This is a genomic window from Nocardia vulneris, from assembly GCF_001613425.1.
GTDB lineage: Bacteria > Actinomycetota > Actinomycetes > Mycobacteriales > Mycobacteriaceae > Nocardia > Nocardia vulneris.
Window position 1 is genome coordinate 59862 of record NZ_BDCI01000050.1, and the last position, 25566, is coordinate 85427.

General features: G+C 68.2%; 27 protein-coding genes. 19 read left to right on the forward strand and 8 right to left on the reverse strand.

Features of this window, described 5'->3' with window-relative positions:
• The first annotated feature begins 104 nt into the window (after nucleotides 1-104).
• The 6 genes from NVU01S_RS39695 (at nucleotide 105) to NVU01S_RS39720 (ending at nucleotide 5822) form a co-directional block, all read left to right on the forward strand.
• A complete protein-coding gene (locus tag NVU01S_RS39695) occupies nucleotides 105-842 on the forward strand; it encodes an ABC transporter permease (protein ID WP_043675888.1) in 738 nt (245 codons plus the stop codon).
• Nucleotides 815-1612, forward strand: coding sequence for an ABC transporter ATP-binding protein (locus NVU01S_RS39700; RefSeq protein WP_244467376.1), 798 nt, complete (start codon nucleotides 815-817; stop codon nucleotides 1610-1612). The genes NVU01S_RS39695 and NVU01S_RS39700 overlap by 28 nt, the downstream gene beginning before the upstream one ends.
• Nucleotides 1609-2613, forward strand: coding sequence for an ABC transporter substrate-binding protein (locus NVU01S_RS39705; RefSeq protein ID WP_043675811.1), 1005 nt, complete (start codon nucleotides 1609-1611; stop codon nucleotides 2611-2613). The genes NVU01S_RS39700 and NVU01S_RS39705 overlap by 4 nt, the downstream gene beginning before the upstream one ends.
• 13 nt (nucleotides 2614-2626) lie before the next feature.
• Nucleotides 2627-3772 carry an LLM class flavin-dependent oxidoreductase gene (locus NVU01S_RS39710; protein ID WP_043675808.1) on the forward strand — a complete coding sequence of 382 codons (1146 nt, stop codon included), beginning with the start codon at nucleotides 2627-2629 and terminating at the stop codon, nucleotides 3770-3772.
• 138 nt (nucleotides 3773-3910) lie between these two features.
• A complete protein-coding gene (locus tag NVU01S_RS39715; RefSeq protein WP_043675805.1) occupies nucleotides 3911-5296 on the forward strand; it encodes an APC family permease in 1386 nt (461 codons plus the stop codon).
• Between the two features lie 115 nt (nucleotides 5297-5411).
• Nucleotides 5412-5822 carry a YybH family protein gene (locus NVU01S_RS39720; RefSeq protein WP_043675882.1) on the forward strand — a complete coding sequence of 137 codons (411 nt, stop codon included), beginning with the start codon at nucleotides 5412-5414 and terminating at the stop codon, nucleotides 5820-5822.
• 47 nt (nucleotides 5823-5869) lie between these two features.
• On the opposite strand, the gene NVU01S_RS39725 is transcribed toward NVU01S_RS39720, so the two are convergent.
• Nucleotides 5870-6448, reverse strand: coding sequence for an EF-hand domain-containing protein (locus tag NVU01S_RS39725; protein WP_043675802.1), 579 nt, complete (start codon nucleotides 6446-6448; stop codon nucleotides 5870-5872).
• 360 nt (nucleotides 6449-6808) lie between these two features.
• On the opposite strand from NVU01S_RS39725, the gene NVU01S_RS39730 reads away from it, so the two are divergent.
• On the forward strand, nucleotides 6809-8323 hold the full coding sequence (locus NVU01S_RS39730) for a calcium-binding protein (RefSeq protein ID WP_156161743.1): 1515 nt from the start codon (nucleotides 6809-6811) through the stop codon (nucleotides 8321-8323).
• Between the two features lie 384 nt (nucleotides 8324-8707).
• Here NVU01S_RS39730 and NVU01S_RS39735 read toward each other — a convergent pair whose 3' ends face one another.
• The 3 genes from NVU01S_RS39735 to NVU01S_RS39745 all read right to left on the reverse strand — a co-directional run bounded on the left by NVU01S_RS39735 (nucleotide 8708) and on the right by NVU01S_RS39745 (nucleotide 11052).
• Nucleotides 8708-9175 carry an SRPBCC family protein gene (locus tag NVU01S_RS39735; RefSeq protein WP_043675797.1) on the reverse strand — a complete coding sequence of 156 codons (468 nt, stop codon included), beginning with the start codon at nucleotides 9173-9175 and terminating at the stop codon, nucleotides 8708-8710.
• 489 nt (nucleotides 9176-9664) lie between these two features.
• Nucleotides 9665-10114, reverse strand: coding sequence for an SRPBCC family protein (locus tag NVU01S_RS39740; protein WP_043675794.1), 450 nt, complete (start codon nucleotides 10112-10114; stop codon nucleotides 9665-9667).
• A gap of 59 nt (nucleotides 10115-10173) precedes the next feature.
• Nucleotides 10174-11052 carry a siderophore-interacting protein gene (locus NVU01S_RS39745; RefSeq protein ID WP_043675791.1) on the reverse strand — a complete coding sequence of 293 codons (879 nt, stop codon included), beginning with the start codon at nucleotides 11050-11052 and terminating at the stop codon, nucleotides 10174-10176.
• Between the two features lie 142 nt (nucleotides 11053-11194).
• Here NVU01S_RS39745 and NVU01S_RS39750 point away from each other — a divergent pair, with 142 nt between their 5' ends.
• The gene (locus NVU01S_RS39750) at nucleotides 11195-11800 is read left to right on the forward strand and encodes an HAD family hydrolase (protein WP_043675879.1); all 606 of its coding nucleotides are present in this window, start codon (nucleotides 11195-11197) and stop codon (nucleotides 11798-11800) included.
• Entirely contained in the window at nucleotides 11776-12570 is a 795-nt protein-coding gene (gene fabG, locus NVU01S_RS39755; RefSeq protein ID WP_052280942.1) for a 3-oxoacyl-ACP reductase FabG, read from the forward strand. Before NVU01S_RS39750 ends, fabG begins: the two co-directional genes overlap by 25 nt.
• A gap of 16 nt (nucleotides 12571-12586) precedes the next feature.
• Here fabG and NVU01S_RS39760 read toward each other — a convergent pair whose 3' ends face one another.
• Nucleotides 12587-13306 (reverse strand): SDR family oxidoreductase, encoded by a 720-nt coding sequence (locus NVU01S_RS39760; protein ID WP_043675785.1) that lies wholly within the window; start codon nucleotides 13304-13306, stop codon nucleotides 12587-12589.
• Nucleotides 13307-13406: 100 nt separating this feature from the next.
• Between NVU01S_RS39760 and NVU01S_RS39765 the strand changes: the two genes are divergently transcribed.
• Entirely contained in the window at nucleotides 13407-14255 is an 849-nt protein-coding gene (locus tag NVU01S_RS39765; protein ID WP_043675782.1) for a helix-turn-helix transcriptional regulator, read from the forward strand.
• 31 nt (nucleotides 14256-14286) lie between these two features.
• Here NVU01S_RS39765 and NVU01S_RS39770 read toward each other — a convergent pair whose 3' ends face one another.
• Nucleotides 14287-16569 (reverse strand): ATP-binding cassette domain-containing protein, encoded by a 2283-nt coding sequence (locus tag NVU01S_RS39770; RefSeq protein WP_043675779.1) that lies wholly within the window; start codon nucleotides 16567-16569, stop codon nucleotides 14287-14289.
• Between the two features lie 185 nt (nucleotides 16570-16754).
• On the opposite strand from NVU01S_RS39770, the gene NVU01S_RS39775 reads away from it, so the two are divergent.
• Both NVU01S_RS39775 and NVU01S_RS39780 read left to right on the forward strand, forming a co-directional pair.
• Nucleotides 16755-17042, forward strand: a complete 288-nt coding sequence (locus tag NVU01S_RS39775) for a hypothetical protein (RefSeq protein ID WP_029900499.1) — start codon at nucleotides 16755-16757, stop codon at nucleotides 17040-17042.
• Nucleotides 17039-17446 carry a hypothetical protein gene (locus NVU01S_RS39780; RefSeq protein WP_042262152.1) on the forward strand — a complete coding sequence of 136 codons (408 nt, stop codon included), beginning with the start codon at nucleotides 17039-17041 and terminating at the stop codon, nucleotides 17444-17446. Before NVU01S_RS39775 ends, NVU01S_RS39780 begins: the two co-directional genes overlap by 4 nt.
• A 78-nt stretch (nucleotides 17447-17524) precedes the next feature.
• On the opposite strand, the gene NVU01S_RS39785 is transcribed toward NVU01S_RS39780, so the two are convergent.
• Nucleotides 17525-18409, reverse strand: a complete 885-nt coding sequence (locus NVU01S_RS39785; protein WP_043675775.1) for an LLM class F420-dependent oxidoreductase — start codon at nucleotides 18407-18409, stop codon at nucleotides 17525-17527.
• 161 nt (nucleotides 18410-18570) lie between these two features.
• On the opposite strand from NVU01S_RS39785, the gene NVU01S_RS39790 reads away from it, so the two are divergent.
• From NVU01S_RS39790 to NVU01S_RS39805, 4 genes are all read left to right on the forward strand, one after another.
• Nucleotides 18571-19662, forward strand: a complete 1092-nt coding sequence (locus NVU01S_RS39790; protein ID WP_052280941.1) for a hypothetical protein — start codon at nucleotides 18571-18573, stop codon at nucleotides 19660-19662.
• 105 nt (nucleotides 19663-19767) lie between these two features.
• Complete coding sequence (locus NVU01S_RS39795) at nucleotides 19768-20076, forward strand: nuclear transport factor 2-like protein (RefSeq protein ID WP_029900504.1); 309 nt, start codon at nucleotides 19768-19770, stop codon at nucleotides 20074-20076.
• Nucleotides 20077-20121: 45 nt separating this feature from the next.
• Entirely contained in the window at nucleotides 20122-21264 is a 1143-nt protein-coding gene (locus NVU01S_RS39800) for an alkaline phosphatase family protein (protein WP_082032209.1), read from the forward strand.
• Nucleotides 21265-21407: 143 nt separating this feature from the next.
• The gene (locus NVU01S_RS39805) at nucleotides 21408-21731 is read left to right on the forward strand and encodes a hypothetical protein (RefSeq protein ID WP_043675772.1); all 324 of its coding nucleotides are present in this window, start codon (nucleotides 21408-21410) and stop codon (nucleotides 21729-21731) included.
• Between the two features lies 1 nt (nucleotide 21732).
• Here NVU01S_RS39805 and NVU01S_RS39810 read toward each other — a convergent pair whose 3' ends face one another.
• Nucleotides 21733-22155, reverse strand: coding sequence for an MmcQ/YjbR family DNA-binding protein (locus tag NVU01S_RS39810; RefSeq protein ID WP_043675769.1), 423 nt, complete (start codon nucleotides 22153-22155; stop codon nucleotides 21733-21735).
• A gap of 133 nt (nucleotides 22156-22288) precedes the next feature.
• On the opposite strand from NVU01S_RS39810, the gene NVU01S_RS39815 reads away from it, so the two are divergent.
• The 3 genes from NVU01S_RS39815 (at nucleotide 22289) to NVU01S_RS39825 (ending at nucleotide 25536) form a co-directional block, all read left to right on the forward strand.
• Entirely contained in the window at nucleotides 22289-23524 is a 1236-nt protein-coding gene (locus NVU01S_RS39815) for a transcriptional regulator (protein WP_052280940.1), read from the forward strand.
• A 99-nt stretch (nucleotides 23525-23623) separates the two neighbouring features.
• Nucleotides 23624-25141, forward strand: a complete 1518-nt coding sequence (gene exaC, locus NVU01S_RS39820) for an acetaldehyde dehydrogenase ExaC (RefSeq protein ID WP_043675766.1) — start codon at nucleotides 23624-23626, stop codon at nucleotides 25139-25141.
• Nucleotides 25141-25536, forward strand: a complete 396-nt coding sequence (locus tag NVU01S_RS39825) for a DUF779 domain-containing protein (RefSeq protein ID WP_043675763.1) — start codon at nucleotides 25141-25143, stop codon at nucleotides 25534-25536. Before exaC ends, NVU01S_RS39825 begins: the two co-directional genes overlap by 1 nt.
• Nucleotides 25537-25566: the final 30 nt, after the last annotated feature.

Below are 25566 nucleotides of genomic sequence, written 5' to 3' on the forward strand. Positions count from 1 at the left end.
CTGTCCCCTATCCGAGGTGTCGCGTGTCATCAATTGTCTTGGAGCCGACACCGATTCGGGTGCGGTCGGCCGCTCGGTGGCGGCCGCGCAAGTCCTGGCTACGGGTGGTGAGCCCGCTCGTCCTGGTGCTCGCGTGGCAGCTCGCCAGCGCCACCGGCGTGCTGCCGGAACGACTGCTCGCCGCCCCGATAACGATCCTGCACACCGCGGGCGAGTTGCTCGGCGAAGGCACCCTGCAGGAAGCGATCGCGGTGTCGCTCGGCCGGGCGGCGACCGGGTTCGCCATCGGCGCGGCTTTCGGCATCGGCCTCGCCGTACTGGCCGGGCTGAGCACGATCGGTGAGTACGTGGTCGACCCGCCGATGCAGATGCTGCGCACGGTGCCGTTCTACGGATTGATCCCGCTGCTCATCCTGTGGTTCGGCATCGGTGAGCTGCCCAAGGTGGTGCTGGTCGCGTTCGGCGCGGCAATTCCGTTGTATCTCAACACCTTCGCCGGAATCCGCGGCGTGGACGGCAAACTGGCCGAACTCGCCCGGGTGCAACAACTCGGCCGCTTCGCCCTGCTCGGGCACATCGTCCTGCCGGGCGCGCTGCCGCAGACCCTGGTCGGCCTGCGGCAGTCCCTCGGCGTCGCGTGGCTGGCACTGATCGTCGCCGAACAGGTGAACGCCGATGCGGGCCTCGGCTTCCTGATCAACGACGCCCGCGAATTCCTGCGGACCGACGTGATCGTCGTCGGCCTGCTGGTGTACTGCGTGCTCGGTCTGCTGACCGACGCGCTGGTCCGATTGATCGAGCGGAAGGCGCTGGCATGGCGACGCGGGTTCCTGGGGCAGTGATCACCGACGAACGGGTCATCGCGCCCGAAACACCAAGCCCGGAAACCACTTCCGCGACCGATCCGGCGCCCGTAGCCCAAGTCCGCGGCCTCGTCCGGGAATTCGACGGGCGACGCGTGCTCGACGGCCTCGATCTCGATATCGCGCCGGGTGAATTCGTCGCGCTACTCGGCCGCAGCGGGTCGGGCAAGTCCACCCTGCTGCGCGCCCTCGCGGGTCTCGACCAGGGAGTGCAGGGCGAATTGCGCACGCGGGGCACGATCGCCGTCGCGTTCCAGGAACCGCGCCTGGTCCCGTGGAAGCGCGTGCTGGCCAATGTGTATCTCGGTCTGCGCCAACCGGATCCGAAACGGGCAGCGCGGGCCGCCCTGGCCGAGGTGGGCCTGGCCGAGCGGGCTCAGGCCTGGCCGCTCACCCTTTCCGGCGGCGAGGCGCAACGCGTCAGCCTGGCGCGCGCCCTGGTGCGCGAGCCGGATCTGCTGCTGCTCGACGAACCCTTCAGCGCTCTGGACGCACTCACCCGGATCACCATCCACCGGCTCGTCATCGATCTGTGGCAGCGCCGCAAACCCGGCGTCCTGCTGGTCACCCACGACGTCGAGGAGGCGTTGCGGCTGGCCGACCGGGTGCTGGTGCTCGGCGACGGCCGGATCGCCCACGAGTCCCGCATCGAGCTGCCGCGTCCGCGCCGCAGCGAACACCCCCGACTGCTCGCCCTGCGCAACACCTTGCTCGCCGAACTCGGCGTGGCACCGGAAGGAACCGAATGAACGCCAGAAGGCTGCTGCTCGCAACGACTCTCGCACTGGTCGTGGCGGTCGGCACCGCCTGCGGGTCCGACCAGGCCGACGATGCCGCGGTGCGCCCGGACGGTTCAGTAGACCTGGCCAAAGTGACGCTGCACCTCGGCGATCAGAAGGGCACGGGGCTGCAGGCGCTGCTCACCGCCGCGGGCGAGCTGGACAAGACGCCGTACCAGATCGAGTGGTCGCAGTACCAGGCCGGGCCGCCGATGCTGGAGGCGATCAATTCCGGCGCAGTCGATTTCGGCGGCGTCGGCAACTCACCGCCGGTGTTCGCGGCGGCCGCCAAGTCGGCGATCAAGATCGTCAGCGCGTATCAGTCGGGCAAGGACGGGCAAGGCATCGTCGTGCCCAAGGATTCCCCGCTGCGCACGCCGGAAGACCTGCGCGGCAAAAAGATCGCCGTCACCAAGGGCAGCTCGGCGCACCATCACCTGCTCACCGTGCTGAACAAGGCGGGGATCAAATGGGATCAGATCGAGCCGCAATACCTGCAGCCGCCGGACGCGCTGGCCGCGCTGTCCACCGGCCGAGTCGACGCCTGGGCGATCTGGGACCCGTACACGGCGCAGGCCGAACAGCAATCGAACGCGCGAATCCTGGTGGACGGCAACGGATACATCCCCGGCGACGCCTTCTACGTGGCCGGGACCAAGGCGCTGGACCGCAAGGGAACGGCCGCCGCGCTGCGTGATCTGCTCGGCCGCATCGGCCGCGCGCACACGTGGGTGAACGAGCACCCCGAGCAGTGGGCGAAAACCTACGCCGAACTCACCGGCCTGCCCTATGACGTGATCCTCACGGTGGTAAAACGCGGGCGCTACCTCGACCATCAGCTCGACGCCCGCACCATCGCGGCCGAGCAGAGCGTGGCCGACGCGTTCGCCGAGGCGGGGCTCATCCCCCGCAAGGTCACCATCGCCGACTACATCGACACCCGTTTCAACGACCTGTTCCCCGCTGCCTGAGGAGTTGGCTCCCATGACTTTGTCGTTCCACTGGTTCCTGCCCACCTACGGTGATTCCCGCGGCCTGGTCGCGGGCGGGCACGGCACCTTCATGTCCGGCGATCGTCCGGCGACGCTGCGCTACCTGAATCAGATCGGCGCGGCCGCCGAGCACAACGGATTCGAGGCGGTACTCACCCCGACCGGCGCCTGGTGCGAGGACGCCTGGCTCACCACGGCGATGATGGTCGACACCACCGAGACGCTGAAGTTCCTGGTCGCGTTCCGGCCCGGCCTGGTCAGCCCCACGCTGGCCGCGCAGATGGCGGGCACCTTCCAGCGACACTCGCAGGGCAGGCTGCTGCTGAACGTGGTGACCGGCGGCGAACCGCACGAGCAGCAGGCCTACGGCGACTTCCTGGACAAGGAACAGCGTTACGCGCGCACCGGCGAATTCCTGCACGTGGTCCGCGAGCTGTGGACCTCGCAGGAACCGATCTCGTTCGACGGTGCACACGTGCAGGTCCGGGACGCGCTACTGAGCAACCGGCCCGATCCGATCCCGCCGGTGTTCTTCGGCGGATCCTCCGCGCCCGCCGGGCCGGTCGCGGCCCGCTACGCCGACACCTACCTCACCTGGGGCGAACCGCTGCTCGCGGTCAGCCGGAAACTGGAATGGATCCGCCACCTCGCCGTCGACGAGGGCCGGGTGCTCGACTACGGCCTGCGCATCCACGTGATCAGCCGCGACACGTCGGAAGAGGCCTGGGCCGAAGCCGATCGGTTGCTGCAGGGCATCGATCCCGCCGATATCGAACGCGTACAGGCCAGCCTGGCGCGCAGCGAGTCCGAAGGCCAGCGGCGGATGTCCGAACTGCACGGCGGCAGCACCGACCGGCTCGAGATCGCGCCCAACCTGTGGGCCGGTGTCGGGCTGGTGCGCGGCGGCGCGGGCACCGCGCTGGTCGGCTCGCATGCCGAGGTGGCCGAGCGCCTGATCGAATACTCGAAGCTGGGCATCAGCCACTTCATCCTGTCCGGTTACCCGCACCTGGAAGAGGCGTACTGGTTCGGCGAAGGGGTGCTGCCCATCCTGGAGCGCAAGGGACTGTGGCGGCATCCGTCGCGTCCGGCCGCGCCGCGTGCCGCCACGCCGTTCGCGGCGTCGTCGAGCAGCTGACCTGACAAAGTCGCAGGCAAAACGAGGTGCACGAGATCGGCTGGGGATCCCCAGTTAACGATCACTGACTGACTTCGATGAGAATGGCCTTCGGTCCGGCGCACCGGCGGGACCGCTGGACGAGCTCATAAGGGAGTCATGACCACCGCACCCGCTCAGCGCTGGCGCCGCCGCGTCCCCGACACCGCGACCACCGACGGAGCGCCGAAGCTGGCGCGTAGGCTCGGCCGCATCGACCTCACGGCGATGGGCGTCGGCACCATCGTGGGTGCGGGCATCTTCGTGATCACCGGCGTCGCCGCCGCGGAGAAGGCCGGGCCGTCCATCGTGCTGTCGTTCGTGCTGGCCGGCACGGTCTGCGTGCTCGTCGCGCTGTGCTACAGCGAGCTCGCCGCGATGGTGCCGGTGTCCGGCAGCGCCTACACCTATACCTACGCGACACTCGGCGAAGGTCCGGCGTTCCTGGTCGGCTGGAATCTGCTGCTCGAATTCGTCATCGCCGGCGCGGCCGTCGCGATCGGCTGGTCGGGCACGACGGTGTCGGCGCTGGATTCGATGTTCGGCATCACCGTGCCGCACGCCATCGCAGCGGGCCCGGGCGAGGGCGGCATCGTGAACCTGCCCGCGGTGCTGATCATCGGCGTGATCGTCGCGGTGCTGGTCGGCGAGGTGTCGCTGACCGCGAAGATCACCAAGGCGCTGGTCGGCGTGACGATCGGGGTGCTCGTGCTGGTGGTCGCGGTCGGTGCGCCGCATATCGACGTGCAGAACTGGACTCCGTTCGCGCCCTTCGGTTTCAGCGGCATCATCGGCGGCGCGGCGATCGCCTTCTTCGCGTTCCTCGGCTTCGACGTGGTCGCCGCCTCGGCCGAGGAGGCGCGCAATCCGCGCCGCGACGTGCCGTTCGCGATCATCGGCACGGTGCTCATCGCCACGCTGCTGTACGCGCTGGTGAGCGCCGTGCTCACCGGTATCGCGCCGTTCGCGACGCTGAACAACGGGGCGCCGATCGCGACCGCGTTCAGCGGCTTGCACATCGGCTGGATCGGCAACGTCATCGTGATCGCCTCGGTCATCGCGCTCACCAAGGGCCTGCTGCTGATCGTGTACGCACAGGTGCGGCTGAGCTTCGCGATGTGCCGAGATCGGTTGCTGCCCTTCGGCCTCGCCCAGACCGGCAAGCGCTCGACCCCCGTCCGGCTCACGCTGATCCTCGGCGTGTTCTGCGCCGCGATCGCCGGGCTGCTGCCCATCGACATCGTGGTCGAGCTGGTGAACATCGGCGCGCTGTCGGCGTTCGCCGTGGTGTGCGTCGGCGTGCTGGTGCTGCGGCGGGCCGAACCCGACCGGGAGCGGCCGTTCCGCACGCCGCTCGTCCCGTTCGTGCCGATCCTCGCACTCGTCGGCTGCGTGCTGCTTGCCACCACGCTGGACGGGCTGACCTGGGTGCGGTTCGCGGTATGGGTGCTCATCGGCATCGCCGTCTACCTGGGTTACAGCCGCAAACGCTCCACTCTCGCCTGACCACCTCGGGAAATGTCACATATCCCCCGGAATCCATTGCGTCCCATGCGCGTTTTCGGCAGGCTCACAGATGCCGATCGGTGCCGGTGAGGCCCAGACGAAGGGACGACTGACGATGTCGGACGACGAGAAGCAGATCCGGGTCTTGATCGAACGGTGGGCCGCGGCGGTGCACGCCGGCGACCTCGACACCGTCCTCGCCGATCACGCACCCGACATCGTCATGTTCGACGTCCCGCCGCCGGACGAAGGGCTGCGCGGTATCGACGCCTACCGCGCGGCCTGGCCCGGCTTCTTCGAATGGCAGGCCCAGGGCGCGACCTTCGAGATCGTCTCCCTCGACATCACCGCGGGCGCCGACGTCGCCTTCGCCCACGCCCTGCTCCTGTGCGGCACGCCGGAGGAATTCGCCGAGAACCCCGCCCGCCGCCTCCGCCTGACGCTGGGTCTACGCAAAGAGAACGGCCGCTGGACCGTCACCCACGAACACCACTCGTTCCCCGACGCCACCCTGCCCCCGGTCTGAAAGTGGGTGGGGCGCAACGATGCCGGGGAAGTCCCTCGCCCACCCGCTCAGGTAGGCGGAGCAGGGGCGAAGTCGGGACGACCCATCCACCAATTGCCCGGGGCGTCCGGGTCGGCGCTGGACCAGAACTCGATGATCGCCTGCGTGAATTCCGCGGCCGAGAGCCGTCCGTCACCGTCGAGGTCGAGGTGCGTGAACGCCTCGTGTGCTTCGTCGTCGGTCAGGCCGGGAAAGTGGCCGCGCTGGAACGCCGCGAACTCACCCGGATCGACGCTGCCGTTGCCGTCGGTGTCGGCGATCGCGAGGAACGCCTCGGCCAGCGCGCCGACGGTCGCCGCCGCGGCGCCCGGGTCCGCGGCCAGGGTCCGGGTGGAGGTGATGAACTGTTCCCTGGTGATCGCGGTGCCGCCACCGGGAATGTGCGGCAGGTGCAGATCCCGCCAGACCGCCAGGTAAGCGTCGATGATGCGTTGCTCCGCAGCGGAATTCGGTGGATAACCGAGCGACGCGGCCACTCGCTGTCCACAGAGCACATGATCGTGCTCGGTCAGCCGGCCGTCGCCGTCCACGTCGAGATGATCGAAACCGTGACCGATCTTGGCGGTCAGTAGATCCGGAACCGACACGACTCATCCCCTCCTGATCTTCGGACAACGCGACGAACCGGAACAAGCGCGGCCGATGCCCGCACCCCAACCATGTTAGGCAGCGCGCGGCGCGGCCGTTCGGGATTCGGCCGACACGCCAACCCCACCATCGCTACCGAGTGGAATGAACGTCGCGGCATAGCGTGACACCGGATTCGTGTCAGGTCGTACAGGGTCCACTCGCGTCGACGAGACCTGTGATGGGGGGCCGAGCACGGATTGCTCGCGTCCGCGCTGGGCCGCTGACTGCTCTTCGAGATTGCTTCGCGCCCGATCCCGTCCGCCGATCATCCGCATCGACGGTCACGGGACAGGCCTGACGGTGTGGAAGGGATCGATATGAATCGCTTGCGCAGTGCCTCGCTCGTCGCCGCGTCCCTGGTGCTGGCCGCGGGCATGATGTCCGCGGCCGGGCAATCGGCTGCGGCGGAAGCAATCGCCACGTGCACGGTCAACGGCACGTTGGTGACCATGACGACCGAGGACGCGTACATCAGGGGCACCGACGGCGACGACGTGGTCACCTGTCGCGGCGGGGTCGCCGGTGAGACCGCACTGCCGGAACGTACCTATCTGCAGACCTTCGGCGGAAACGATCACATCACGGTGATCGGCGGTTCCGACCAGGTCGCGAGTATGGCCACGATCGAAGCCGGGGAAGGCGATGACACGATCGTCGTGACCGGTGGCAGCGGTAAGACGGGGGCACCTGCGGTCGACGCCGGGTTCGTTTCCGTGGCTACCGGTGTGGTGCGAGGCGGTCCCGGTAACGACACCATCACCATCACCGGCGGCACCGCCAGCGAAGGGACTTCCGGCTACAACGCCGGTTCGCTGGGCTCGATCCAGGGTGAGGATGGTGATGACAAGATCACCGTGGTCGGTGGCGCGGGGACAGATAGAGGCGATGCCGGCGCCGCCGTGCTCGGTGGGGTCTCCGGCGGCAACGGCGATGATGTGATCGATGTGCGCGGCGGGTCTTCCCCGTCGTTCGGCGGCGCCGGTGCCATCCGTCCGGTGGGCGGTGGCCCCGGCAACGACACCATCACCATCACCGCGGGCTCGGCGACGAGTCCCGACGACGCGGCGTTCGTCTACGCCGCCCTCGGGAGCTACGGGCGCGTATACGGCGGCACCGAGTCGCGCCCGGACCGCCCGGACACCGATCCCGGCAACGACATCATCACCATCGTCGGCGGCTCCGCGATCGACCCTTCTGTTGCCGGCGGTGACGCGATCACCGGCGATGACCGCAATCCGAATGCGGTGATGGTCGACGGGGGCGGGGGCAACGACGTCGTCACGGCGATCGGCGGTACAGGCCCCGCAGGTGTCGGCCAGGGCAACACCGGAACGATCCAAGGCGGCTCCGGCAACGACATCCTCGACGGCGGCAACGGAAACGGCCGGTTGATCGGCGGCGAAGGCGACGACATCCTTCTCGGTGGCCCCGGCGACGACACCCTCGAAGGCGGTCCGGGCGCGGATCGGATCTGCGGCGACGAAGGGGCGTTGCAGGACAACGTGCTCGACTGCACCGCGACCACGTCCAGCGGCAACGACACCCTCACCGGCGATGAGGGTACCGACAAACTCATCGGCGGCCCCGGCAACGACACCGTCGACGGCGGCCCCGACCTCGACTACCTCTGCGGCGACCGAGCAACCGCCGCAACACCATTGGACGACACCTGCGCCGGAAACGACGCCTCCGACGGTGACGACACCCTCAACGGCGGCCCCGCCGCCGACACCATGGACGGCCAAGGCCACACCGACGGCGACACCGGCGACGGCGGCCCCGACCTCGCCGTCTGCCGCAACATCGAAAACCCCACGCGCTGCAGGTCTTGACGGTCTCGACGAAACAAGTCAGGTCTCCCTAGGACAGGAGTGAGAATGCGACCTGGGCGTCGCCGTCTTGACCGTCGACGCCGCTGCCGACTTCCCGCACGCTTTCCGTGTTCGCGCACCCGTCTCCGCATGGCATAGCGAGTGCGAGAACTCAGATGGGGTGCGACTGCGCAGAGCGGGTGTGGCAAGGGCGCAACGCGGCCGGTTCGGACGAGCCACCGAAGCCGCCGACCGGTTCGGGTTCGATGACGCCGCAGGCCGGCCCGATGGTTGCAGCCGTTGCGAACTCGCACTCGATGCAGACTTGCGCTTGGTGAACATCATTGGGGCGCTTGGCGTTACGTTCCACGTGAATCATTGCGATGCCGGAAACGAGCGGCGTGGTCAGTCGGGGTGCGGGCGGGACTGCCGGTAGCTGGTCTCGATCTGCTCGCGGAGGTGTTTCTCCGTATGCCGGATGGCGGGGCCGATGAAGGCCTGGATCACTCGATCGAGGAACCGGCCCGCGAAACCACCGGGGACTCGATAGTCGGCGGTGGCGCTGACCTCGGTGGTCTCCGGGGTCAGCGCCTCGAAGTCCCAGCGGATCGAGCCTTCGATGCCTTTGATGGCCCGCATGGTGACCCGGGAGCCGTCGATCCATTCGGTGGTGTCGGCGCGCAGGTGCAGTGTGGTCGGGCCGAGATGCAGTGCGGTATCGAAAACCGCTCCGACACCGGAGGTTTGGTCACCTACCGGGGTGAAGTGCCGGATGCCGAACATCCATTTCGGGACGTTGCGGTAGTCCGCGACGTAGGTGAAGGTGAAGTCCACCGGCGCTTTACACGCCGCGCTGTGCTCGACATGCCCCATGCTGCCCTCCTGCCGCGCCCCGCCTCCCCCGGTGCCGGCCCGACTCCCACGCCCGCACGTCGACGCGCTGTCTCATCGACTCGCCTCCCCGCCTCCGACCCTAGAGCACCGCACGGACCTTCGCCCGCGAACTCGATTGCCCGCCATTCATTTACCGGCGGCAAGCACCGCACCAGAGACAGTCGGCCGCGCGACTCACCACGCTCGTTTGCGCCAGGGATCGAAGAACAAGCTCGATCTCGACACCGAGGACCACCGATGCACCGGCCCGAGCGATACCTGCACCCAGCGCATTACGCGCCCGAGATACGTATTGGACGCCGTCCACTCGAGGCGGCACCGCGAGTCCCCCGAGCGCAATTGGGGGCCGGACGTCAGCAACCGGCGCCACGAGAGCCTTCGCTTCGCCTGCCGCGTGCTCGCGTAGTCAACCAGGCACTCTTCACGAACCTAGTTGCGTGCCAGGCATTTACAGCCCGCCGTCCACTCTCACTCGGCCAACTCGTCCAGCACCGCACCCAGCCGGGTCAGCGTGGTCCGCCACCCACGCTCCAGCGCATTGCGTGCCATCTTCTGCCTGCGGTTCTCGATGTCGAAACCGGTCTGGGTCAACACGAGTCGGGTGCCGCGGCCCTGCGGCCGGATCGTCCAGTCGACGACCCACCGGGCCGGGTATTCGGCTCGCAGGTCCACCCAGCTGACGGTCAGCTGCGCGGCGGGCTCGGCGACGAGGACCTCGCAGGCGACCTCGCCGGGCGTTCGAGCGGGAACCTCGAAGATGAAATGGGTGCCGACGGTCGCGGCGAACCCGATCGAGCGGAGTAGCCAGCGTTCGATGAGGTCCGGTTCGGTCAGCGCGCGCCACACGTCCTGCGGCGGCACCGGAAAGAAGCTGCCGATCTCGACCGCCGCTGGATCCAGTTCCGCATCCGAGGTCACCGGCGCACCGCCGCAACGAATCCCACCATGCCACCAGCATTACATACGCCGGTGCGCGGTCAGTCCTCGTCGACGAGCGGCTCCCCGGCCGCGGCCCGCCGCACGTTCTCCCGGCCGTTGTCCTCTTCGGTGCGCCCGACCCGCCAGTAACCGGTGAAGGTGATCGAGTGCTTGTCGATGCCGCGTTCCCGGACGAGATGCCTGCGGGTGAGTTTCACCAGGCTCGCCTCGCCGGAAATCCACGCGTACGGTGCGCCGTCGGGGAACTGCGCGCCCTGCACCGCCGCCACCACCGCGTCACCGGGTCGCCGGTCGCCGCGGTGGATCCAGTCGATCCGCACATCGCCCGCGGTGTCGAAGCGCTGCTCCTCGTCCGGACCGGAGACCTCGATGAACGCGCGGAGCACCGCGCCCGGGTCGAGCCCTTCGATGATGGAACCGATTGCCGGAATCGCGGATTCGTCGCCGACCACCAGCTGCCACGCCACTGCGGGTTCGGGACAGTACAGCGCGAACGGCGGGCACAGCATGCCGATCTCGGCGCCGGGCACCGCCTTGGCCGCCCAATCCGACGCGGGCCCAGCGTGTTCGGTGTGCAGGACGAAGTCGATGTCGAGTTCACCGAGTTCGGGTCGTTGCGCGCGCACGGTGTAGGTGCGCATCGGCGGCCGGATCGCGTCGGGCATGGCGAGATACCGGTGGTACCAGCTCATCGCTTGATCGGCACTGTCGAGCGGGGGCGGGACGACGGGGCGCCGCTGACCCGGCAGCGGGAAGAAGACCTTGGTGTACTGATCGGGTCCGACGTTGATCAGCGCGTCCGGGTCCTGGCCGGTGAGCGTGATGCGGACCATGTGCGGTGTCAGTTGAGCCACCCGGCTGACCTGTAGCGTCGCGTAGGCCATGGTCGGGCGGTTCGTGCGCGTCGTGGTTGCCATAAGGTTAGGCTAACCTGATCGACCGCCTCCACGCGAGGGGCTTCGCCGGATCGAGCCCCCAGTCGCCAGGCCACCCGGCCCGACCCGGCGGCCGCTTTGATGCTCGGGTGCGGGCGTTCGGCACGGCCGTTAGGGTCGGGTGGTGACCTGGACGGTGGGCTTCGACCTCGATATGACGCTGATCGATTCGCGGCCGGGCGTCGGCCGGGCCGTCGACATTCTCGCGGCGGAATTCGACGTGCCGTTGCGCGGCGCCGATTTCGCGGATCGACTCGGCCCGCCACTGGCCACCCTGCTCGCCGAAGCAGGCGCACCCGAAGAACTCGTCCCGGCCCTGGTCGTCCGATACCGCGAACTGTATCCGTCGATCGTGTCGAGCATTCCGGCCATGCCCGGGGCCGAGGCCGCGCTGGCCGCGGTCGACGCGCGCGGCGGGCGGGTACTCGTCGTCACCGGCAAGCACGGTCCGCTCGCCCAGTTGCACATCGACGAACTCGGTTGGCGGATAGACCATCTCGCGGGCGACCTGTGGTCCGCGGGCAAGGCGAGCGTGCTGCGTGCGGAAGGCGCCCACCTCTTCGTCGGCGATCACGCCGGCGATATGCGCGGGGCGCAGGCCGCGGGTGTGCTCGCGGTCGGGGTCACCACCGGCCCGTGTGACGCCGCCGAACTGCGGGCCGCGGGGGCCGACGTCGTCCTCACCGATCTCACCGAGTTTCCCGAATGGCTTGCCGAACAGGCATTTTGAGAGAGGAGAACGCAGTGCAGGACCGGTTCACCGACAAGATCGCCGTGGTGACGGGTGCGGCGCAGGGCATCGGCGCGGCCACCGCGCTACAGCTGGCGGTCGAGGGCGCCGCGGTCGCCGTGCTGGACCGCAACGCCCCCGCGGACACCCTCGAACAGATCACGCGTGCGGGCGGCACCGCCCGCGGCTACGTCTGCGACGTCACCGACCGCGCGTCGGTCCAGTCGGTCTTCGACCAGATCGCCACCGATCTCGGCAGTCCGCAGATCCTGATCAACAACGCGGGCATCACGCGCGACGATCTGTTCTTCCGGCTGGCCGAGGACGATTGGAACGCGGTGCTCGCGGTGAACCTCACCGGCGCCTACCACTGCGCGCAGGTCGCGCAGAAATACATGGTGGCCCAGCGCTACGGGAAGATCGTCTCGCTGTCCAGCCGGTCCGCGCTCGGCAATCGCGGCCAGGCCAACTACGCCGCCGCCAAGGCCGGCATCCAAGGCCTGACCGCCACCCTCGCCATCGAACTCGGGCCGTACAACATCAACGTCAACGCCGTCGCGCCCGGCTATATCGCCACCGCGATGACCGCCGCGACCGCGAACCGCGTCGGCATGTCGGCCGAGGAACATCAGCAGTCGGTCGCCGAACGCACCCCGCTCGGCCGGGTCGGGCAGCCCGCCGAGGTCGCCGCGGTCATCGCGTTCCTCGCCAGCGACGCAGCGTCTTACGTCAGCGGCCAGACGCTCTACGTCAACGGCGGCGCGAGGTAGGCACGCGGCCGCGACGTCACCAGGGCAGCCGGCCCTGCCGGTCGAAATATCCACCGGTGGGGCCGTCCGGTCCCGCGGTGGCCAGCTCGACGATGGCGTCGGTGCCTTCGGTGACGGTCTGATAGCCGCCGTTGTTGTTGAAATCCGTTGCGGTGTAACCGGGATCGGCGGCGTTGAAATGGATCTCCGGCAGCGCCCGCGAGTATTGCGACATGATCATGTTGAGCGCCGCCTTCGACGGGCTGTAGTTCAGGTTCGGCAGCGAGGATTCCAGTCGCTCCGGGTCCGAGGTGACGGCCAGCGAGCCCATGCCGCTCGACACCATCACGACACGCGGGTGCGCCGCCGCGCGCAGCAGCGGCAGGAACGCATTGGTCACCTGGACCGGTGCGAACACATTGGTCTCGAAGACCGGACGCAGATCCTCGGCCTGCGTCTGCTCCGGAGCCCGGAAAGCGCCGGGGATACCCGCGTTGTTGATCAGTACGTCCAGTGCCTGCGTCCGCTCCCGTACCGCGGCGACCGCCGCCTCGATCGAGGCGACCGACGTGACATCCAACGGCACGAACTCGACGTTCAGCCCCTGCCCGGCCAGTTCGGCCGCCGCTTGCTTGCCGCGCTCGGCGTCGCGTGCGCCGAGGAACACCTGCCAGCCCAGTTCGCCCAGCCTGCGGACGGTCTCCCGGCCGAGGCCCTTGTTCGCTCCGGTCACCAGAGCCGTTGTCGTTGTCGTCATACGTTCAGCTTTGGCGCCCGGACCCCACCTGAACAGGGCGGGTTCGTCATGGGATCAGCGGTACCACCCCGTGCCACGCCGGGTGCGGGATGATCGAACAATGGACCGCGCCGAACTCGCCGCCCTGCTCCGGCAGGCCCGCAGCCGGACCCAGCCGCGCGATGTCGGCCTGCCCGCGGGTCTGCGGCGGCAGGTGCCCGGTTTGCGCCGCGAAGAGGTGGCGCAGCTGGCGGGTATCAGCGTCGACTATGTGGTGCGGCTCGAGCAGGGCCGTGGCCCGCACCCGTCCAGCGCGGTGCTGGCCGCGCTGGCGCGGGCGTTGCGGCTGAACGACAACGATCGCAACCTGCTGTTCCAACTCGGCGGGGCCACCCCGCCGCAGGCAGGCCATATCGCGATGGTGGTGCGGCCCAGCGTTTTACGGCTGCTGGATCGAATGTCCGACCTGCCCGCGCTGGTGATGTCCGCGAAAAGCGATGTGCTGGCCTGGAACTCGATGGCCACCGCACTGCTCGGCGACTTTTCCGCGTGGCCGGTCCCGCAACGCAACATGATCTGGCAGTGCTTCCTCGGTACCGAGATGAGCCGAGTCCGGCACACGCCCGAAGAGGTCCGCATGATCGGCGCGTACGGTGTCGGCACCCTGCGCAGCGCGAAAGCCCGCTACCCGACCGACCCGGATCTCGATCGCCTGATCACCGAACTGCGCACGCGCAGCGCGGACTTCGAGCAGCTCTGGCGCGAACGGCCGTCCAGCCTGTGGCGCACTGCCACCAAGACCGTCGACCACCCCGAACTCGGCCTCCTCGTCATCGAATGCGACACCCTCCTGGTCCCCGACGCCGACCAAACCGTGGTCGTCTACTCCGCCGAACCGAACACCCCCGCCGCCTCCGCCCTCGACCTCCTCCGCGTCACCGGCACCCAGCAGTTCAGCGAGCATCGCTGAACTGCCGGACACGGGTGCGGCCTCTGCAGACCTATGCCGCCTTGTACCGGCGCAGGTATTCGCCGGTGAGGGAGCGGGGGTCGGTGAGGAGGTCGGCGGGGGTGCCGGTGAAGACGACCTCACCGCCGGCCTTGCCGCCGTCGGGGCCCAGGTCGATCACCCAGTCGGAGTGGGCGACGACGTCGAGGTTGTGTTCGATGACGACCACAGTGTTGCCGCGCTCGACCAAGCCGTCGAGCAGGGCGAGCAGGGTGTCGACATCGGACATGTGCAGGCCGGTGGTGGGTTCGTCGAGCACATAGACGCTGCCGGTATTGCCCAGTTGGGTGGCGAGTTTGATGCGCTGACGTTCACCGCCGGACAGGGTGCTCATCGCCTGGCCGAGGCTCAAATAGTCCAGGCCGACCTCGTTCATGGTGCGCAGCTTGGTGTTCAGCGCCTTCTCCGGGAAGAACGCCAGCGCTTCCTCGGCCGTCAGCTCCAGCACGTCGGCGATCGACTTGCCGCGCAAGGTGAGTGCGAGCACGTCGTCGGAGAAGCGCCGTCCGTCGCAGGCATCGCAGTGCGTGGTCACCGGATCCATGTACGCGATCTCGGTGATGATCACACCGCGCCCCTCGCACTGTTTGCAGGCGCCCGCCGAGTTGAAGCTGAACAACCCCGGCGACTCCCCCGTCGCCTTGGCGAACAATTTGCGGATCGGGTCCATCAGCCCCAGATACGTTGCGGGCGTGGAACGCGACGATGCGCCGATGGCCGACTGATCCACGAAGATCACCTCCGGGTGCTCGACCACGAAGACGTCCCGGATCAGGCTGCTCTTACCGGAACCCGCCACACCGGTGATCGAGGTCAGCACGCCGGTCGGGATGCCGACGGTCACGTCCTTCAGGTTGTGCACGCCTGCGTGCTCGATCAGCAACTCCCCCTTGGCCTTCCGGAAGTCTTCCTTCACCGTGAACGGCCGGCGCAGGCCGGCCCCGGTCGGCGTATCGGCCGCGCGCAATTCCTCGAAGCTGCCCTCGAACACCACCCGGCCGCCGTGCAGGCCCGCCCGCGGGCCGACATCCACGATATGGTCCGCGATCTGGATCACGTCGGGATCGTGCTCGACCACGAGCACCGTATTCCCCTTGTCCCGCAGGGCTTTCAGCAGATCGTTCAACCGGCCCACGTCGCGCGGATGCAGTCCGACGCTCGGCTCGTCGAAGATGTAGGTCATGCCGATCAACGTGCTCGACAGGTGCTTGATCATCTTGAGCCGCTGCCCTTCACCGCCGGACAGCGTCGAGGTCGGCCGGTCCAGGCTCAGGTAGCCCAGCCCGATATCGGCCACCCGCTGCAGCGCGGTGCGGATCGCGGCGGCCAGCCCGACCGCGGCCGGGTCGGTGATCTCGTCCAGCACGGCCATCAGATCGGTGATCTGCAATGCGGCCCAGTCGGCGATATTGCGGCCATCGATCTTCGTGGCCAGTGCCGCCGCGTTCAACCGGGCGCCGTGACAGGTCCCGCAGACGCCTTCGGTGAGGAACTGCTGGATCTGGGCCCGGGTCTTCTCGCTGAGGCCGGAGGTGTCGCGTTGCAGTTTGGTGCGGGTGAACTTGGCGGCGATGCCCTCGTAGTCCGCTTTCCAGGTGCCCTTGGCGAAGGTGAGTTCCACCTTGCCGCCGGTGCCGTGCAACAGATCCGCGAATTCGGCCTCGGTGTAGTCGGCGATCTTCTTGTCCAGATCGAATCGGCCCGAATTGCCGTACAGCTGCCAGTCGCCGCTGCCGACGCCGTAGCCGGGCAACAGGATCGCGCCCTCGTTGAGGGATTTGGTGCGGTCCAGCAGGCGGTCGGGGTCGACCCGCACCGAGACGCCGAGGCCGTCGCAGTCCGGGCACATGCCCTGCGGCACGTTGAACGAGTAGTGATAGACGAATCCGGCCGACGGGGCGCCGAAGCGGGCGAACATGGCACGCACCATGGAGAAGATGTCGGTCATCGTGCCGACGGTCGAGCGCGGGCCACCGCCCACGGGCTGCTGGTCGATGATCACCGGTGCGGTCAGGTTCTCCATCGCCTCCGCGTGCGGACGCTCGTAGCGCGGCAGGAAGTTGAGAATGAAGGCGGGGAACGTCGCGTAGAGCTGCCGTTGCGATTCCACGGCGATGGTGTCGAACACGATCGACGACTTGCCGGAACCGGACACCCCGGTGAAAACGGTGATCTTGTTCTTGGGGATGTCCAGCGACACATTGCGCAGGTTGTGCTCACTGGCTCCGAGCAACCGGATGACATCGGTGCCGGGAGCGGTTTCGGCGAAAGGCATACGAACACCATGCCACCCGACACCGACAAAACACCCACGGCATTGTGACGTAGATCACATCAATTCGCGCCCATCCGGGCGGTCGTTCTGCTCACCACCCCGACAGTGAAAGACGCTCCCGCGCGCGAACTTCCGCCCCCGCCGGACCCTTCCCGTCCAGAACGATCTCGGGATAAGGTTCCAGAATGGGCCAGCCTCGCGCGCATCGCACCCGGAAGGTGACCGTCACGTTGCCCGAGGAACTGGTCAGTACCCTCGAACGCTGGCGCGCCGAAGGGCGGATCGAGTCGGTGGCCGCGTTCGTCGCCGAATCGGTGTTCGCGCGGCTCGGCACGGCCGAGTCGCTGGCCAAGCTCGAAGAGGTGTTCGGCGGCAGACCGCCGCTGGATCTGATCAACCGCGCCCGCGCCATTCAAGGGTTACCGCCGTTATCCGAGGAGGAGGCAGGCGGGCCACACCTCGGCGCCGCGTGAAAACCCCCGCCCTGGGCGGTGTCGTCTTCGATACCGCAGCCGTCGTCAGCTGGGCCAATCAAGCCAACTACGCCCAGGCCGTGGTCTGGGCGACGGTCGGCGCGAACAACACCATCGTCGTCCCCGCCACCGCACTGGCGGCCGCCCGCGCGCACATCCCGCCGCACCGCCTCGACATCCTCGACGTGCTGCTGGAACTGCCGCACACCATCATCACCGCGCTGGACCGCGGCGCCTCCGAACGGCTCGGCGCCGCCTTCGCCGGCAACCCCGACGCCGAACTCCTGCTGCCCGCCGGACACGCCGCCGCCGAGGCGGTGGCCCGCGACTGGCCTTGTCTCACAGCGCGACCCAAGAAACTCCGCCAACTCGACCCCCGGGTCATCATCGACCTGCTCCCCTAGGACTTCGCGCACCAGTTCCGCGTTCCCGCACCCGCTGCGCGACGCCATAGCGGGTGCGGGAACGCAGAACCGGTGCGTCTAGCGCAGCAGGTCGATCACCGGGGCGAACTGTTCCATGCTGTGCTCGAGCACGGTGATATAGCTGAAGCCGTAGCGGTCGCGGTGGGCGCGGACGTGGTCGGCGATCTCGTCCGGGGTGCCGATCAGCAAGGTGGGCAACTCTTCCGGGCGATCGGCGACATCTTCGGGGAGGGCGGGGCCGAACAGCTCGAGCACGGCGGCGCGCTCCTCGGGCGGCACCACCCGCTGCACGAGCAGATTGAATTCCACACTGCCCGAACGCTTCCCGAGAAGTTCGCGGACGTACTCGACCCGTTCGCCGATCTCGGCCAACCCGGCCAGATGCAACGGACCGCCGTGCTCGGTCGCGGAAGCGCCGGGAAAGGCGATGATATCGGCGTTTTCGGCGGCCAGGCGCAGCAGCCGGTCACCCCAGCCGGCGATCAGCAGCGGCGGGCCCGCCGGTTGTGCTGGGCGCGGCTGGTATTCGGGATCGGAGAACAGGGTCCGTAACGTGCTGACCGTCCGCTCCAGGTGCGCCACCCGCTTGCCGCCGGACTCGAAAGGGATTCCCGCGGACTCGAATTCGGTTTGCACATAGCCCGCACCGAGCCCGATCTCCACCCGCCCGTCGGTGAGCTGATCCGCGCCCGCGATATCGCGCGCCAGCAGTACCGGATTGTAGAACGAGGTGTTCAACACGAACGTGTTCACCCGCACCCGCTCGGTCGACTCGGCGGCCAGGATCATCGACGGAAACGGTGCCGGGCAGCCCAGATGATCGGCCACCCCGATCACGTCGAACCCCAGTTCCTCGGCCCTGCGGCACTTCTCGATCCACAGGGCTCGCGAATCCGGAGCCACCATGTTCACACCGAATCGAAATGCCCGCTGCGCCGTCACGATCCCCTGTCTACCAGCCCCCCGATTCCCGTTTTCCACAGGCTCTGCCCTCGCCTTGCTCCCAGGTCCCAGTCGACGACAGAGCGCACCCGTCCGTGATCAACTTCCCATTGCGCCGGATGTTCTGACAAACGACGATCGCTGACGAAAGGAACACGACCATGGCGGGTGTGGCGCCGGTTCAGGTCGACCACCATCAGTTCAGTGTGGGGGCGGTCGACGCCGACACACTGGACACTCGGGACGAGGGCACCCTGTTGTGTCCGGGCCCAGGATTCGTGACCGTGCTGACCGGAATCGCCTACGGGCCGGTGAGTGTCACGGTGGTGACCACCGACGCCGCACCCGAGGACAACGACCTCGCCGAATGGGAGGCCGTCGAGGAGACCGGGCTCGAATCCGCCGGAGAACTGCGGGTACTGCGGTTGGACGGCGAGGTGGTGCCCGGCTTCGAGCCGATACCGCCGGGGCGGTATCGGATTCGCACCTATGCCCGGGGCCGCGACGACAACTGGGATCTGGAGGTGGCCGAACCGTCCGAGACCTATCGGCTCGTGCTGTGGCCGACTACCGAGGCAGACAACGGAATTCGGCAACTGCACAAGACCGATACCGCGTATTCGGCACCGGCGAAAACGCTGCCGATACCCGATTACGACCGGTCCTACATCCGCGACGCCGACGGCCTCGTACAGCGGGTCCCGCACGATCACCCGGACGTCAAAGCTTTTCACGAGCGGGTGGCTACGTGGGGCGGGCGACCACCAACACATGTGCTCACGGCAGGATTCGGCAATTACGACGCACAGTTCCTCTCCGGTCTGGACCGAGATCTGGTCGACGGCATCGTGGCGCTGTCCCCCGCACGGCAGCGGGAGCTGGCCCGCTGGTGCGTGCATCGCGCATTCGAACGCGCGGGACTGACGGAGTTCGCCGATTTCCGGGCCGGTCTCGCCGCGCTGGACGCCGGGGACCCCGCGGCGGCACCGCCGGATTTCGGCAACGGCTCCCGAATAGTGACGCGGATCGACACCGATCCCGAGATCCCGGTCACGATCGTGTCCGGTCTCCCCGGCAACACCGAGCAGATCCAGCAGCACAAAGCTGTTTGGGCGTACTCCGCCGCGACCGATATCGACGACCCGCTCAAAGCCGCCTGCTGTGCGGTGCGGGCCGCCGCGACCACCTATGGCATGGACTACCCCGAACTGTTCGACGCGCTGCGTACCGAATTCCACCTCCCCACACCGTGACGAGCGCCGTCCCGGCACGGATACCGGTTCTGCCCTAGAGTGGACGCCGAAGGTTTGCCGCCCAACCGCTCATGTGCTGTCACCTGATCCGAGAGGGGTAACCGGATGACTCAGCTAGATCCCGTGGTGCAGGAATTCGTGGACGCGCTCAACGCCAACGACCAGGATCGGTTCTTCGCCGCGCTCACCGACGACGCGACCATGTCCGACGACGGCGTGGAACGCAATATCGGCCAGTGGACCGACTCGGAGGTCTTCGGCAGCAACGCACGGATGCAGGTCGAGTCGGTGGACGACGGCGGTACCGAACTGGTTGCCGATTACACCAATTCGCGCTGGGGTTCGATGCGCACCAGCTGGCGGTTCACCGTGCGCGACGGCAAGGTCAGCCGGTTCGAAACGGGCCAGGCCTGACCCCGCCCTTGCCCGCACCGCACCGGGCTTGACATCCTGACGATCGTGTTCGCTGCGCCCCGTTACGGTACGGGCTCCCTCGCCGACCTGTTCCCTTCGCTGCTCGCCGGTTTCGGCGTGCCGGGCGAGCGGGACCGGCTCGGCCTCGATATCGCCGCCGACCGGGTGTGCGTCCTGTTGATCGACGGGCTCGGCGCGGCCGCGCTGGCCGCGAATCCCGGTGTGGCGCCGTTCTTGTCGAGCCTGCCCGCGGTGGCGCTCACCACGGGGTTCCCGAGCACCACGGCGACCAGCCTGAGTTCGCTCGGCGTCGGTGTGCCGCCCGGCGAGCACGGCATCGTCGGCTATCTGATGCGGGTGCCCGAGCAGGATCGGCTGGTGAACTCGCTGCGCTGGCGGCTGCACGGCGAGGGGGCGCGTGTCGATCTGCTGAGCGAGCTGGTGCCGGAGGATTTCCAGCCCACCGCAACGGTTTTCGAACGCGCGGCCGCGCAGGGCGTCGTGGTCACGCAGGTGGCGCCGAACTATCAGAACGGTTCGGGCCTCACCCGAGCCGTGTTGCGCGGGTGCGCGTTTCGTCCCGCGTTCTCGGTCGGCGACCTGGTGGACGGGGTCGGCATCGGCCTGCGCGCCGGCGATCGCACGCTGGTCTACGCCTACTACGGCGATCTGGACACCACCGGGCACGTGCGCGGTCCGTCCTCGGACGCGTGGCTGCTGGAGCTGGCCCATGTCGACCGGATCGCCGCGGATATCGCCGAGCGGCTGCCGCGCGACGCCGCGCTGTGCGTCACCGCCGATCACGGCATGGTCGAACTCGGCGAGCGCATCGACTTCGACGAACACGACGGACTGCGCGCCGGCGTGCGGCAATTGGGCGGGGAACCACGCGCCCGGCACGTGTACACCGAACCGGGCGCGGCCGCCGACGTCACGGCGGCCTGGACGGAGATCCTCGGCCCGGACTACGCGGTGCTGTCCCGCACCGAGGTGATCGAGCGCGGGTGGTTCGGCCCGATCGTGGCGCCGCAGGTCGCCGCGCGCATCGGCGAGGTGGTCGTGGCGCCGCGCGGCACCGGCGGCATCATCCGCAGCGGCGCCGAACCGCTGCAGTCGATGATGGTCGGCCACCACGGCTCGCTCACCCCCGCCGAACTCGAAATCCCGTTGCGCATCTTTCGCGCCTGACGGGGTACAGCGGAGGCGGGGAGCCGGACCGCCACCGGTTCCCTGACTCGCCCGCGCGCCCGCCATGCGGCGCGCGGCGTGGGCTCTAGGGTGGTGACGATCGCCGCGGACGGCCGCGGCGCCGAAGTATTCAGGAGGAGCACATGAACGCCACGCTGTCCCGGACCGGACAGGCCGGCCTCGCGATCGCGGCGGTCGCACTGATGCTCGCCGGCTGCAGTGACGTGGAACGCGCCGTCAACAAGGGCGGCGACACCAAGTGCAGCGACTACGTCAAGCAAGACCAGGACAAGAAGCGCGTCACGATCACCAAGTTCGTCAAGCAGCAGACCAACGACGAGCACGAGCCCGCGGGCACCGTGGTGGATGCCACGATGGTCTCGGTCGACCTGCTGTGCGGTGGTCAGCGCAACGCCGACACGCCGATCAAGAACGCCGACGTGGCGGGCATCTTCCTCAACAAGTGAGCTAGCCCGGTGGGTTGGCGGCCAGCCAGTCGGCCGCCCGCCTGCCGGAGGCCCGGGCCAGCCACGCGTCCTGGATCGCCTCGGCCAGCTCCTGGTGCGTGAGTTCGCCGATCCGGCTGCCGCGCACCAGCACCGAGGGGTGACCGTTGAAGTGCGTGGTGGTGAAGAATGGTAATCGCGGGTCCTGCACCAGGGCCTGCTTCTCCGACTCCGAGGACACCCAGAAGACGATGACGTCGGTGTAGCGTTCGCCGCTGTCGGGGTCGAAGGCGTCGGGGCGCGGTGTCCGGAAGAACACGAACGATTTCCCGCCCACCTGATAGATCGGGTTGCCCCGCGGGCCATCGATGCGTGTCACATACGGCATGCCGGAAGCCAGTTCGTGCACGTCGGCCAGCTGGGCCCGCCGTGAAACGGTCGCCATCCTCCGAGGGTAGTCCGCCACGCCGGGTGCGACACGGAGATACGCCGCAAGGACCGTTCGGTATGTCGGCAAACCCTCCCCCCGCCGTCTTGCATACGCCAGAATGAGAGAGCGAATGTGAGCTCACACGACGATGGGGTTCTTCGAGGTGGCACAGTTCCGCACCCTGACCCAGCGGCGGGCCGAACTGGAAAAGGAATGGGAGCGCTGGGCTACGGCTCCGAATACCGCCACGCCACCGCCGTCGCGGCCCACCCTGCTCCGCACCGACGTGGCCCAATCCTGGCAGCGCTCGCTGCACACGGTGGATCCGGGTCGCACGGTCGCCCCCGGTCTGGACGATGTCGCCGACCTCTGGTCGGAATCCCCGCTGCGCACGCCGATCACCGAACTGTCCGGTGAACTGCGCGGAATCGCCGAGGACGCAGGCTATCTCGCCGTGGTCACCGACGAGGCGGGCACGATCCTGTGGTCGGCGGGCGACCGTGCGCTGCGCAAGCAGGCCGAGCAGGTGAACTTCGCGCCCGGCGGCTGCTGGAACGAAAGCAACATGGGCACCAACGGTTTATCGCTGGCCCTGCACGACGACCGCCCCTGTTCGGTGTTCTCCGCCGAACATCTGATCGCCGCGCTGCACGGCTGGGTGTGCTACTCGGCGCCGATCCACGCGCCCGACGGCAGGCAGCTCGGCGTGCTCGACCTGTCCAGCTCCTGGGATCGCTCGCACCCGCTGGTACTGACCTCGGTGCGGGCGCTGGTCACCGCCGTGGAGACGATGTTGCGGGCCGCCGAGCCCACGCCGACGCCGGGCGTCCGGCTCGAATGTCTGGGCACCGCACGGCTGATGCGCGACGGCAGGCCGGTCCCGCTGCCACCGCGTCAGCTGGAGATCCTGGCGCTGCTCGCGCTCGAGCCCGACGGGTTCACGCCCGAGCAGCTGCACGCCGCCGTGTACGGCGACCGCACGGTCTCCGCCAGCACGCTCAAGGCCGATGTGTCGCATCTGCGCCGCGCCACCGGCGGCGAGATCACCAACCGCCGCTACCTGCTGACCGGGCCGGTGGCCTGCGATGCGGTCGACTTGCTGGCCGCCGTGGCGGCGGGCGACACCACCTCGGCGGTCTGGCTCTATCGCGGCCCGCTGCTGCCCGGTTCGGACACCCCCGGCGTGGTGCAGTGGCGCTCGTATCTCGATGTCGGCGTGCGCAATGCGGTCTTGGCCAGCGATCGCGTCGAACACGCCGTCACCTTCGGCGAGCGCGCGCCCGGCGATATCGCGGTGCACGAGCACGCGCTGCGGCTGCTACCCCTCGACGACGTGCGTCGCGCTGTGGTCGCCGCCCGATTGCACACGGCCTTGCGCTCGTGAATGCACGTGCAGTTGCACGCGCGTCGGTCACACCAACCTCGCACCAACCTTGGCGGGTCATAGTGGCCCGACCACAGTGATTCTGCGAGGAGCGAGTGCATGATCTACGCGAGACCGGGGTCCGACACCAGCATCGTCAGTTTCGCCGGCCGTTACGACAATTTCATCGCCGGTGACTGGGCGCCGCCCATGACAGGACGGTATTTCGACAACCCCTCCCCCGTGGACGGCGAAAACTTCTGTGCCGTGGCACGATCCAGTGCCGCCGATATCGATATGGCCCTAGAGGCCGCGCACGCCGCTGCCGAACGCTGGGCGCTCACCTCGGCGACCGAGCGGGCGAACATCCTGTTGCGGATCGCGGAGCGCATCGACGCGCACCGCGAGCGGCTCGCGGTGGCCGAGACCTGGGACAACGGCAAGCCGATCCGCGAATCCCTGGCTGCCGACCTGCCTTTGGCGGTCGATCACTTCCGCTACTTCGCGGGCGCGATCCGGGCCCAGGAGGGCAGCATCGCCGAGATCGACGGCGACACAGTCGCTTACCACTTCCACGAACCGGTCGGTGTGGTGGGGCAGATCATCCCGTGGAATTTCCCGATCCTGATGGCCGCGTGGAAGATCGCGCCCGCCCTCGCCGCGGGCAACTGCATCGTGCTCAAACCCGCGGAACAGACCCCGGTTTCGATCCTGCTCGTGGTCGAGCTGATCGCCGATCTGCTGCCGCCCGGAGTCCTCAACGTGGTCAACGGTTTCGGTGTGGAGGCGGGAAAGCCGTTGGCCGCCAGTCCGCGGGTGGCGAAGCTGGCGTTCACCGGCGAGACCACCACCGGGCGGCTGGTGCTGCAGTACGCCAGCGAGAACATCGTGCCGGTGACGCTCGAGCTGGGCGGCAAGAGCCCCAACATCTTTCTGCCCGACGTGCTCGCCGCGGACGACGAATACCTGGACAAGGCGATCGAAGGCTTCACGATGTTCGCGTTCAATCAGGGCGAGGTGTGCACCTGCCCGTCGCGCGCGCTGATCCACTCCTCGATCTACGACGAGTTCCTGGCCCGCTGTATCGAGCGCACCAACGCCATCGCGGGCGGCGACCCGCTCGACGAGCGCACCATGATCGGCGCACAGGCGGGCCCGGAGCAGTACGAAAAGATCTTGTCCTACATCGACATCGGCCGACAAGAGGGCGCTCGGGTGCTGGCCGGCGGGGAGGCCCGCAAGGTGGACGGGCTGCCCGGCGGGTACTACATCCAACCCACGATCTTGGCGGGCAGCAACACCATGCGCGTGTTCCAGGAGGAGATCTTCGGGCCCGTGGTCGCGGTGACCCGGTTCGACACCGTCGAGGAAGCGGTGCGCATCGCCAACGACACGCTCTACGGTCTCGGGGCCGGCGTCTGGACCCGGGACGGCAGCACCGCGTTCCGGATGGGCCGCGCGATCAAGGCGGGCCGGGTCTGGACCAACTGCTATCACGCCTATCCCGCGCACGCCGCGTTCGGCGGCTACAAGAAGTCCGGCATCGGCCGGGAGAACCACAAGATGGTGCTGAATCACTACCAGCAGACCAAGAATCTGCTGGTCAGCTATGCGCCCAACAAACAGGGGTTCTTCTGATGCAGCAGCGAGCGCAGCGGGTCGCCATCACCGACGGGGCACGAAATGTGTTGCGGCAGTTGATCGATTATCACGGCGCTGTGCTGTTGCACCAGTGCGACGACTACGGCGACGCCGCCTCGCCGCGCTGGTTCCCGGTGCGCGAATGCCCGGTGGGCAGTGCCGATGTGCTGCTCGGCTATCTGCCCTGGCACACCGAATTCTGGATGTGCGCCGAACAATACGAGGTGTGGAAGCACACGCATCTGACGGTGGACGTGGTGCGCGGACGCGGTAGCGGCTTCCCCCCGGCGGCGCCCGACGACGTGCGCTTCCGCATCCGATCCCGGCTGCTCACCGATGCGGAGGTGGCGACATTGCCGCCGCCGCGCACGGGGGCCGATCGGATGACCTAGAACCTCCGGGCCTGCGGACCCCGTTCGCAC